The sequence below is a fragment of the uncultured Bifidobacterium sp. genome (genome assembly GCF_959020155.1).
In the GTDB taxonomy this organism is placed as follows: domain Bacteria; phylum Actinomycetota; class Actinomycetes; order Actinomycetales; family Bifidobacteriaceae; genus Bifidobacterium.
In genome coordinates, this window is the sequence record NZ_CAUERC010000006.1 from 16054 (window position 1) to 28202 (window position 12149).

Sequence of the window (12149 nt, forward strand, 5' to 3'; positions counted from 1 at the left end):
AAGAATGCAGGTGGTTGGCACTGCCAAATCCCCCCAGCCATCCTGCAGCTTTGAGAGATGCTTCGAGTCGCGGTGTCTCTCTCCACTTTGCATAGTGGCTCACTCCTCCTCCGAGCTTTGCATTCCCGGGCAAGGTTTTTAAATTCTCCTTCCCCTTGTCCGGGAGCAAAGCTTTTTTTATCTTTCAATATCCATATGAGAGGGCAGTCGAAATGACAGCAACAACTCTTTCCCCACGGGAGATGAAGCGCCTTCGGAAGCAGGGTGCTGATTATGTTTCTCCGTCGCCTTACACGGTAAGGGCGGCGTTCCGGCGTGGTGACCTGTTCACTAAGCTTTCCGCAGTGGTGTTTGGTCTTGGCGATATCGTGCGCAAGCAGTATGTCAAGGGCATTGCCATGCTGGCGCTGGAAATCGCATACTTCGTGTTCATGGCAATCAATGGTGTGGACTATCTTTCCAAGTTGCCGACCTTGGGCACCAATGCAGGCGGCAAGAAGCTGGTCGACGGCTTCTGGGTCTACACCGAACCTGACCGTTCCGTGGTCATCCTGTTGTACGGTGTCGCCACTCTGGTTATCACCGCTGCCTTCATCGGCCTGTGGGTCATGTCCGTGCGCTCTGCATACAAGTCCCAGGTGCTGCTCGAGGAGAACGGCAAGGCTCCGAGCTTCATGGACGATGTCCGCGAGCTGCTCGATGCCAAGGCGCACGTTCTGCTGATGTTCCTGCCCACGCTGGGCATCGTCGTGTTCACCGTGCTGCCGTTGATCTTCATGATTTCAATGGCATTCACCAGCTATGACCACAAGCACCTCGTGCTGTTCCACTGGGTCGGCTTTGAGAACTTCGCCAAGGTTTTCTCCAACAGCGGCGGCACCGTTAACGCCGTACTGTTCGGACGTGTGCTGGTGTGGACATTGGTCTGGGCTTTCTTCGCCACCTTCCTGAACTTCTTCCTCGGCATGTTCGTGGCTATGATCATCAATCGCAAGACCACCCACTTCAAGGGTTTCTGGCGTGCCTGCTTCTCCATGTCCATCGCCGTTCCGCAGTTCGTGTCTCTGCTGGTCATGCACACCATGCTCCAGCCGCAGGGTGCGGTGAACCGCATGCTGCAGACGTGGGGTTGGATCGATAGTCCGCTGCCGTTCTTCACCAACGCCACTTGGGCCCGCGTCACCGTAATCGTCATCAACCTGTGGGTCGGTATTCCGTACACCATCATGCAGATCACTGGTATTCTGCAGAACATTCCGGCCGATCAGTATGAGGCGGCGAAGATCGACGGTGCCAACTGGTGGCAGATCTTTACTAAGATCACCATGCCGTACATTATCTTCGTGCTCACCCCGTATCTGATCACCACCTTCACGGGCAATGTGAACAACTTCAACGTCATTTACCTGCTGTCCGGCGGCGATCCTACGCCATTGGGCGATTCCGCAGGCTCCACTGATTTGCTTATCACCTGGCTGTACAAGCTGACCGTGGACAAGCAGGATTACAATCTCGGTGCCGTGATCGGCATCATGACCTTCGTCGTGTTGGCCATCGTTTCGCTGATCACCTACCGCAATTCCGGCTCCTATAAGAATGAGGAGGCATTCCGATGAGCAACAAGCATTCCGCAACCAAAGTGGAAAGCCACGGCCTTCTGCACGACCAGAAGATCCGCCGTATCACCGGCGACGTGTTCGCCCACTTGTTCCTGGCCATTCTGGCCGTCATCTGGCTCGTCCCAATCGTATGGGTGTTCGCGGAGTCGTTCAATAAGAACACCGCCCCGTACACCAGCTCCTTCTTCCCGAAGGAGTGGACTCTGGACAACTATAGGGTGCTGTTCACCGACCGCAACGTGTTGGACTTCCCGAAGATGTTCGGCACCACGTTCATCATCGCCTGCTTCACCTGTGCGATTTCTCTGATCTTCGTGCTCTCTGTGGCATACTGCATGAGCCGTATGCGTTTCCGTGTGCGCAAGACTTTCATGAACGTTGTGCTGATTCTTGGCATGTTCCCGGGTATCATGGCCGTCACCGCCATCTACTTCATCTTGAAGGCCTTGGGCCTGTCAAGCGGCACCATGACTACCGTGGCGTTGATTCTCGTGTACTCCGCCGGTTCCGGCGCTGGCTTCTACGTGATGAAGGGCTATATGGACACCATTCCGACCTCGCTGGACGAAGCCGCCCTGCTCGACGGTTGCACCCGTTTCCAGGTGTTCCATAAGATCATCATCCCGATCTGCAAGCCCATGATCGTCTACCAGGCCATCATCGGCTTCCTGACCCCGTGGCTCGACTTTGTCATGGCCAAGGTGATCTGCCGTACGCAATCCAACTACACCGTGGCATTGGGCCTGTGGCTCATGCTGCAGAAGGAATATATCCAGAACTGGTTTGCCCGCTTCGCCGCGGCCGCGGTCGTGATCTCCGTTCCGATCGCCATCCTGTTCATTGTGATGCAGCGCTTCTATCAGGAGTCCATGTCGGGCTCCGTGAAGGGCTAAAGAAAGGCAAAGGATATGACGCTCGTAGACAGCTTCGCACAGCCGAACACGAGCGTCGCCGAACCGTTCCCGCTGTGTCTGGAACGGCCGCTGGGTGCCGTTGTTACTGAAACCGGCACCCAGTTCGCTCTCTGGGCTCCTTCCGCACAGAAGGTGACCCTGAGACTGTTCTCGCGTGGCTCCATGGGGGAAAGCGGCGACGCTCTGATTGGACAGTACACGATGCGTCCGGAATCCGACGGTTCCTGGACGTACGATTTCGCCGACAACAAGCACGGCGTGTATTACGACTTTTTGATTGAACGCGATTGCGGTTCCGTGGACCGCGTCGCCGATCCGTGGGCGCGCGGGGCCGGTGTGAACGGCCGGCGCAGCATGGTCGTGGACTTCAGCCGCACCAATCCGGATGGTTGGTACCGCGACCATATGCCGGACGTGCCGCTTGCGCAGACGGTGGTCTGGGAAACCCATGTGGGCGATTTCAGCAATGATCCCGCCGGCGGTTTCCCCGAATCGCATCGGGGCAAGTACCTGGCGTTCACCGACGACGGTACGTCTCTGGACGGGCATCCCGACTTTCCCACGGGCGTCGCATATCTCAAGAAACTTGGCGTCACCGCGGTGCAGCTCATGCCGATTTACGATTTCGGTTCCGTGGACGAAGAGACCTGCGATCGCTACAACTGGGGGTACGATCCGGTCAATTACAACGTGCCGGAAGGCTCGTATTCCACCAATCCGTTCGACGGGTCGGTGCGCATCCGCGAAGTGAAGCAGATGGTGCAGGCGCTGCACAACGCCGGCATCAAAGTGATCATGGACGTGGTCTACAACCACATGTTCTCGCCCGATAATTGGTTTGAGCGGTCGGTGCCGGACTATTTCCTGCGCCGTAAGCCCAACGGCGCGCTGGCCAACGGATCCGGCTGCGGCTGCGATATGGCCACCGAACGCAAGATGTTCCGCCGGTTCATCGTGGAATCCGTGACGTTCTGGGCGCGCGAATACCACATGGACGGCTTCCGTTTCGACCTGATGGGGCTGATTGACGTGGACACCATGAATGCCGTGCGTGCCGCGCTGGACGAGATTCCCGGCTGTGGACGCGACATCCTCATGTACGGCGAACCGTGGTCCGCGGGCGCCACCGCGCCGCTGCCCAGCGACACCGTGCTGGCTGACAAGTCAGGCCTGTCGAAGCTTGACAGTCGCATCGGCCACTTCTGCGACACCACGCGAGACACCATCAAGGGCCATGTGTTCTTCTCGGACCGCCCGGGTTATGTGAACGGTGGCATGCACGAGAACGTAGCGGCTGTGCGTGAGGCCGTGGACGCGTGGCGTCGCGGCAAACATTCGGAAGGAGTGGCAGGTCAGGTCATTCAATACGTGTCCGCGCACGACGACCTCACGCTGTGGGACAAGTTGTGCGCGAGCTTTGCGGCTGGTTCGTTGGGCAGCACCGTGGCCGAAGGCGTTAACGAAAATACCGTGGATGTGCCAAAAGTCATGTATGACGCCGATTTCTCGGCGGAAGGGCTGGCCGGTGTCGGTCCGCAGATTGCGGCCGCGCTGACCGACGTGATGGACGCCAACAAGCTGGCTGTGGGTATCACGCTTACCTCCGCCGGCATCCCGTTCATGCTGTCCGGCGAGGAGTTCGCACGTACCAAATTCGGCAGCTCTGATTCTTACGATTCCGCCAAAGAGCTTAACTGGCTCGATTGGAACCGTGCATGGCAGAAGCGCGATTTGATTGAGTATTACGCGAAGTTGATTGCATTGCGCAAGTCTGATCCACAGTGGTTCGACGGCAATCGCAATATCGTCGATACGGAAGGCGACGAACTCGTGTTCCGCGTCGGCGATTATCTGATGGCCGCCAATCCAAGCAGACACGTCGGCGTTATTGACGTGGCCGTAACGGGTTTGGAACCGATTGACGGAATACGGAGATACTGGTGTGGTCTCGGCTCGTCCGTCAGTCCGATGGAAGGCAATGTGAGCGCAGGTGATGGCGATTATTTGATTGTTCCACCGCATACGTTTGCAATCTGGCGGTTGCAGTAATACTCTCAGTAGGGAAGCTACAAAACGGCGACCGCAAAGCTGCGGTCGCCGTAACCGATACGGCAATGGGGCCGGAAAACCAGAAAGGATACGACAGTGGGAATCGGAGCGCGCAATCCGCGGTACGAGGTGGTGTTTTTCGACCTGTACGGAACGCTGATCGACATTCGTACCGATGAGCAGAGCGAGGCCGCATGGCAGGCGCTGTACGATTGCGTGACCGAATTGGGCGCGCAGTACGAATCCGTCGACGTGATGCGCGACCAGTTCGAAAAGCTCGAAGCCCGCGAAATGGTCCACCAAGCCGACCGTGCAATCGTTCGCAACGGGTGGGACGAATTCGACATCCTGCCGGTCTACCGGTCCCTGCTCATGAATCGCAGCGAGGAAGCGGAAAAGAAACTCGCGCTACCGCAGGCCGCGCTGAAAGCCGCATGGGCGTTCCGCCAAGGCAGCACCAGCCTGTTCCGGCTGTACCCCGGCGCGCTCGACATGATCGAACAACTGCAGGACGCCGGCATGGTCGTGGCGCTGCTGAGCAACGCGCAGGCCTGCTACACACGCCCCGAACTGGAAGAGACCGGCCTTGCCGGCGTACTGGACGACGTGATCATCTCCAGTGAAGAGAAAATCCGCAAGCCCGCACGCGACCTGTACATGCTGGCGCTCGACCGTGAATTCGTCACCGCCAAGCACGCGCTCATGGTCGGCAACGACGAGCGCAACGACATCATCGGCGCCAATTCCGCCGGCCTCGACGCGGCATACTTCCGCACGGAAATTTCACCGGCGGACGACCCGGACGTTTCGGCACATGCGGTATGTTCGTTTACCGGAGCCGACTACGACGGGCTGCTGAAATTCGTGCTGGACGCATAAGGCGCGCGGTGGGCGCTGAGCTTAAATCGCATGGGACGTGCGGGAAGCCGCTGTGGCGTGCGGGAAAGTCGCAAGTCGTAAAAGGCATACGTGCGTAAGGCGTGCGTAAGGTGCACGTGCCACGTGCGACGCGCGGAAAAATCGCAATAGGAGGACATATGGAAGGCTATGCCGAGCAGGGAGCTCGAACCGATTCGACCGACCAAATCGGATTCGGCGGCGCTCGCCGCAACAGGAAAAAACGTCGCGGACTGACGGTGTTCCAACTTAAGGTCATCGGCGCGGTGGCGTTGGCCTTGTCCGCCGGCAGCACCACCATCGTGCCGCTGTTCTTCGGCTCCGATACCAACAATATGACGTCGCTGACGGCGATGGTCCTGAGCGAAGTGGTGTCCTGGTTCGCCATTCCGATCTACGCGTGGCTGCTGGTGCAGGGTTTCCGTGAAACGCACAGCCGGGTCGCGTACGGCCTGCAGCTGTTCATTCTCGCCGTGGTGTGCGAGGTGCCGTACGACCTCGCCACATCGCATAAGGCTTTCGACCTGGGCTCGCAGAATCCCGTTTTCGGCCTGTTCGTTGCGTTTGTTGTGCTTGCCGCGCTCGACTGGGTGGCGTCGCGCTATCAGAAGGCCATGAAGGTGCTGTTGTCGGTCGGACTGGTGGTGATTGGTCTGCTGTGGGACCTGCTGCTGCGTATCGGCCTACGCCAGCACATGATGAGCATCGGTTCGGTGACGCTTGGCTTCGTGCTGATTTTCGCTCTGATGCGCCAGTATGAGAATTCGATGATGTTCACAGCCGGCCTGTTCGGCGCCGTGATGATGATCGCGCCGGGCGTGGGCGTGGCGTTCGTGCACTACTACAACGGCAAGCTGGGCTATAAGCATCAGTGGACGAAATGGGCTTTTTACGCGGTTTACCCGGTTATTTTGATAATTTGTGCGATTTGTGCAACACTGGCGTGATTTTTGACAACGTTCGCAGTATGATAGAAACAGATTGAGAGAGCATCGCCGCTCAAGCGAGTGTTTCCAAGGCTGGGAACGTTTGTGATTATGATGCAGAAACCGCAAAGGGGTTGAGAGATGGATAGAGCAGGCATTCGCGAGGTGGCCAAGGCCGCGGGTGTGTCGATTTCCACGGTATCGCGCGCGTTCACGCGGCCGGAACTGGTGTCCGAACGTACGCGCCGCAAGGTGCTGGAAACGGCGGACAAGCTTGATTTCAACATCTCACGTTCCGCGACATCGTTGAAATCGGGTCAATCGTACCGTGTGGCGATGCTGATGAATGAAGAGATCACTAGCTGGTTCAATACGGAAGTGTTCGCTGGAATCGAATCCGTCATGCATAATGCCGGGTATGACGTATCGCTGTTCCAGCACGTCGACACCGCCGAAAACCGCCGCGACTTCTTCACGAATCTGCCGGTCCGCCGCAACGTGGACGCAGTATTCGTGATATCGTTCGGCGTGGAGCCGAAGGAAATCCAGCAGCTCAAGCGCATCCACGTACCGATTATTGGCATCAATACGCCGACGCAAAACGGCTTCGACGCCACCATCTCCATCGACGATGAGGACGGCATGTTCACCGCCGCCCAGCATCTGATCAATCTGGGGCACAAGAATATCGTGTACGTGTGCTCCGATGCGGTCGATTCCATTAATTCCTCCATCGATGCGCGAGGACAGGGCTTCATCCGCGCCTGCAAGACGATGGGGGCCTCCCATGACTTCAAGTGGCGCGTCGTCTCTGTGCCGCGTGGCAAGACCTTCGCCGACTCGGCGTTGACCGCGCTGCTTGCGTTGGACGAGTTCCCGGACGCGATCTGCTGCCAGATGGATATGATGGCGATTCCGCTGGTGTTGCGTTTGGAACGTTACGGCCACCACACGCCGAGTGACTATTCGATTATCGGCTTCGACGATTCGCCGTACGCCGACACTGTGAACCTGACCACCATGCGCCAGGATCCGTATGCGATGGGTCGCGCGGCCGCACAAAAGGCCATGAAGCTTATCGAAGGCAAGCCGCTTGAGAACGCGCATGAGATTGTGCGCGCCCAGCTCGTACTACGCGGCACCGATTCCGTGTACGGCACTGGCCGCTGAGAGCCGAGTCTCATTACCCTTCCGCAGCCCGTCAATGCCGACGGGCTGATTGTGATGGCCTGGGGTGGATTGATAAGGGATACCCCCACTGTAGTCACGGTGTGTGGCATACGTTTTCAGGAAAAAAATGAAACAATTTGCAGTGATGTGTTTCATGACACGCCAATCGGGGGCTGATGAATGATGAATTTCATTCAATGATCAGCATGTGTTTTTTGATTTTGCAATCGTTGACAAACCGTTGAATATCAGGCTTTAAAGCGTTGTCCCCGTGAGAGGGGACGAAAAAACGTATCGGGGGAGGGGGTGTGGGTTCTTTCTGTTTCATTTTGTTTTCATAACTGCAAAGGTTATCATAGTAAACCGTAGGTCAGAGAAAAAGGGAAAACAGAGGTTTCCGGCTGTGTTGCCGGAGATGGGAACAGCGCAGAAGCTATACGTAAAACAGAAGTGATAACGGCATTATGCAAAGGATATCAACCCTCGAGTTGAGGGACTCAGAAGGGTGAACACTTTGCGGATAGGGGACAAGATGAGGCAATGGCGTAATGGTGTCGGCAACGCACCACGACACTATGCAGGAACGCGATCGGCAACCGGTCGCGTGCTTTCGCGTACCCGCTCCCTGACCGCCGCCGCCATAGCGGTAGCCATGATGGCCACCGTAGCAGTAACTTCCCTCCTCCCCACCTACAATGCCAAAGCTGACGAAAGTCGCAATGACGGCGCAATCTGCACACCTACCACAGAACCGTTAGGCGATCAGACCTCCGGCAGCGGTAACGATGAAGGTATCGCTACTTTCGTTGGCGGTGACATGTATGTAGGTGGCAAGAAGTCGGGCATTACTTCTGCCAATAACAACAATGCGCCTGAGGGTTCTTACGCTGTTGAGGCCGAAGGCTTGACCGCTGTGAACGGAAAGCTTTTGCTTCATCCAATGAAGCAGGCTTGGAACATCTGGAATAAGGATGGCTCATTCAATCGTTCGCGTGGTTTTCGTTGGGGCATCGTCGGTTTTGGTTCGCAGTTCCGTCCGAAGGACGGTTCGACTGTGCTTTCGGTTGGCGGCAATAGCACCAATTCCGAGTTGAATTGGTTCGGTGGTGCTCAGGGCTGGACGGATGACGCTAATCAGGGATCCAGCTGGCTTGGAACCGGAGCGGGGAATGGCGCTACCGGCGAGACGAATGACCATAACTTTAACGCGAACATTGCTGGTAATCAGACCACAGTGCAAAGCCGCAACACTTGGAAGAACGGTGAACAGTATTCCGTGTACGACATGGGCGGCAACGGCAAAGTCAACTGGAATCAGAGCAACACCGTTATTTCCGGAGTGAAGAACCCCTCGACGGGTTCGGATTACACATATTCCGAATATAAGAATTATGTGACTACGCTGTCTGGCAAGCTCGCGAAGATTTCCTCCAGCAACACTGTTACGAAGGGCAATGAGGATAATTACACAGGCAAACGTTATTCATACAGCTACAACACTTACGCAAACAACGTTTACCGGTTCGATATTGAGAACAACTCCCGTCAGACGGAAATCACGCTGACCGGCGATGGCAAAGACGAGTTGCAGGTGTTCAATTTAGACGCATCAATGCTGAATAGCATTGGTGATGCCGGCGTGGTGTTCAACTTCAAGAACATCTCCGACAATGCTTCGGTCGCCATCAACATCAACGGTAATGGCAATGATGTGAAGTTCCGTAATGGCTGGCAGTTCAAGTGGAACGACGTTGATATCTCCGACGGCTACGTCATGATGAATTCGACGGGCACAAACCGCTACAACAATACGCATGGGCAGGAGTACGTCAAGCGCGCAAGCCAGCTGATGTGGAACTTCTATAACACCAATACCCTTACGATTCTTGGTGGTAAGGGGTCGGGGCGCATCAACACCGGCTGGTACAAGGATCAGAAGCATGGCGACAAGGAAGACTGGTATGGCGTCAATGTAACTGATGATCCGTCTGCCGCATGGATGGGTTCCGTTATGGTAACGGGCAATGATTTTGGTGCCAAGGGCAATTTCCAGTCGCATGTCTCCACTAATGGTCGTGTGTGGACTACTGGCGATTTTGAAATGTACAACAAGGATGTCGTTACCACAAACAGCGGCAATTTCGTCAACGCCGAAGGCAAATATTCCACCTCTGCAGTGGATATGGATCAGGAACGTCATAACCTGTCTTGGTATGGGCAGATGACCACCTCCTGCGCCGCAATCAAGTGGGATAAGGTCGATGCCGAGGGCAAAGCCCTGAAAGGTACTTCGTGGACGGTGTACGGCACGAGGGATAATGCCATGAATGGCACGAACCCCATCACCACGGTTGCCGATGGCGGCTGGAATGATGCGGATGATGCGGATAACGGTAGCGTCACTTTGGGCAGTCTCGCAAAGAAGGCCACATACTACCTGAAGGAAAGCGGTACCGGCAGCAGCCAGTATGCGTTGAACACGAACATCTATCGCATCGTCACGCACGACAGTACGGATACCGTTTCAACCATCGACAAGGTGTACAGCGCTACTGGCGCTGAAATCACCGATGACACCGCCAAGCAGCTGCACAATGGCGCCATTGTCAACGTGAGTGCCGGTACTTCCATCGCATGGTCGAAGGTTGACGCAGAAGACCAGAACACGTTGCTCGCGGGTTCCACTTGGGAATTGACCAAGAAGGGCGATCCCGACCAGTCGTGGACTATTACGGATGATGATTCCGACAGCGAAATCGCAAACATCGTGGTCAAGATCAATGAAACTGAAGTTAGTTCGTGGAGCTTCACGAATTCCACTCCGGTAAGCATTTCTTATGTTGCCGTGGATAAGGATGGCAAGGAGCTCGCCACGAAGGTGCAGTGGAAGTCCGAAAGCCCTGCCGTTGCAGGCATTGCCAGCGATGGCACGCAGTTGCAGCCGTATAGCAACGGCACTACGAACATCGTGTTCACGGCCGGCGACAAGACTGTGACGTTCCCGGTTATGGTAACCGGCGTAACCGTGGTGGGCTCGGTCAGCATTGACAAATACACCGAAGGTCAGGAAATCAGCTTGGAACAGGGCAAGACCATGACGCTGACGGCTACCGTGGCGCCTGAAGGCAACACGGTGAACTGGACTTCGAGCAATACGGATGAGGTTTCCGTAACTCCTACGACCGGCACCATTGTCAGGGTGACCGCCAATCGGGTGACCTCGGGCTATGTGACCATCACCGCCACCGAGCAGCATAGCCGGGAGAAGGCCACCCTGAAGATCAAGGTGACGGAGCCGATGGTTTCCGTGTACTTCAAGAAGTCGAACGTGCAGTGGAACGACTATTGGCTGAAATATAAGAAGAGCACGGACAGCAATAACTGGAGCGGCGATGTGCAAAGTTCCAGCGCGTGCGGTGACTATGTGCGTTTCCAGCTGCCGAAGAGTTCTGTTACAACAAATTACCAGTTCTATCTTGGCAATGCTAAAGGGTTCGATCTGCCCAATGACGATAAGTACACCGCCGCGGATCACGGTATGTTTACCTTTACGGGTAAGGATGTTCAGGTTGTGGAGGCGTGGAATGATTTCCAAAAAGAAACAGTCCCCTCCGGCTGCACGGTGACCAGCGCATACGTGGAGAATCGTTCCCATCGTTCCGCGGTGAAGAATGCAGTGTTCTACGATCAGCCGGTGGTGCGCGCTATTACCAACACGACTGCCAAGGCAGCTGACACGCGGCAGGATGAGGATCCGAAGGGCGGCCAGTTCAAGGTGTCCGATCTTACGAATGGCACCTACACGCTGAAGGAAATCAACGCCCCGAACGGTTTCGACGCCAGCAAGGCGAAGACCTACACCATCGTTATCAAGAATGGGCAGGTCACGAGCTCCGATCTTCCCGAAAAGGTCGAGAACCCGCGTCTTACCGGCAAGGCGACCTGGCAGAAGACCGACGATTCGAGTGAACTGAAGCTGCTGGCCGGTTCCGAATGGAAGCTGTACAAGACCAAGAACTTCTCGTGGGACGCCAACGGCAACGCCGAATACACGGAAGGTGATAGCGCCACGCCTATCGCAACCATCAAGGATTGCGTGAATAGCAGTGAGAAGACCTGCTCCGCGCAGACGGAATGGTATACGGATCGTGATGGCGACGCCGGTAAGTTCTCCATCGTTGGTCTTGAGTGGGGTGAATACCAGTTAATCGAGTCCAAGGCTCCTGACGGGTACAACATCGATACGACTCCGCACGTGTTCCGCATCGGGCCGGCCGAAGGCGCGAACGTGAAAGGCACGTGGTACACGTCTTCCGGTTTCAAGCCGGAGACTACCGCCGACTATCAGAAGTCTGCCGCATTCACCGTTGACGGTGGTTCCATTACCAACACCCCCGGCGTCGTTCTGCCTGGTACAGGCGGCGAGGGAGTAAACAAGATGTACGCTGCGGGATTCCTCGCAGTGGCGATTGCCGTGGCCGGTCTGGCCTTGAGCCTCAGGAGGCGGCAATGATGAACTCGTCTAGGGCAGGGGGGCTGGACCGTAGCGTAGCGACCCAATGCCCACTAGGCAA

General features: G+C 56.2%; 7 protein-coding genes. All 7 read left to right on the plus strand.

What is annotated here, in order from left to right; translation table 11 throughout:
• Positions 1-242: 242 nt before the first annotated feature.
• The 7 genes from Q5H31_RS03210 (at position 243) to Q5H31_RS03240 (ending at position 12088) form a co-directional block, all read left to right on the plus strand.
• The gene (locus Q5H31_RS03210; protein ID WP_118278453.1) at positions 243-1616 is read left to right on the plus strand and encodes a carbohydrate ABC transporter permease; all 1374 of its coding nucleotides are present in this window, start codon (positions 243-245) and stop codon (positions 1614-1616) included.
• The gene (locus tag Q5H31_RS03215) at positions 1613-2512 is read left to right on the plus strand and encodes a sugar ABC transporter permease (RefSeq protein WP_003811270.1); all 900 of its coding nucleotides are present in this window, start codon (positions 1613-1615) and stop codon (positions 2510-2512) included. Before Q5H31_RS03210 ends, Q5H31_RS03215 begins: the two co-directional genes overlap by 4 nt.
• 15 nt (positions 2513-2527) lie before the next feature.
• Positions 2528-4582 carry an alpha-amylase family glycosyl hydrolase gene (locus tag Q5H31_RS03220; RefSeq protein WP_302457490.1) on the plus strand — a complete coding sequence of 685 codons (2055 nt, stop codon included), beginning with the start codon at positions 2528-2530 and terminating at the stop codon, positions 4580-4582.
• Positions 4583-4678: 96 nt separating this feature from the next.
• Positions 4679-5461 (plus strand): HAD family hydrolase, encoded by a 783-nt coding sequence (locus tag Q5H31_RS03225; protein WP_052252764.1) that lies wholly within the window; start codon positions 4679-4681, stop codon positions 5459-5461.
• A gap of 158 nt (positions 5462-5619) precedes the next feature.
• A complete protein-coding gene (locus Q5H31_RS03230; protein ID WP_039775962.1) occupies positions 5620-6426 on the plus strand; it encodes a TraX family protein in 807 nt (268 codons plus the stop codon).
• A gap of 120 nt (positions 6427-6546) precedes the next feature.
• Positions 6547-7575 carry a LacI family DNA-binding transcriptional regulator gene (locus Q5H31_RS03235; protein ID WP_302457491.1) on the plus strand — a complete coding sequence of 343 codons (1029 nt, stop codon included), beginning with the start codon at positions 6547-6549 and terminating at the stop codon, positions 7573-7575.
• A 940-nt stretch (positions 7576-8515) separates the two neighbouring features.
• Positions 8516-12088, plus strand: a complete 3573-nt coding sequence (locus Q5H31_RS03240; RefSeq protein WP_302457492.1) for a SpaA isopeptide-forming pilin-related protein — start codon at positions 8516-8518, stop codon at positions 12086-12088.
• Positions 12089-12149 lie beyond the last annotated feature (61 nt).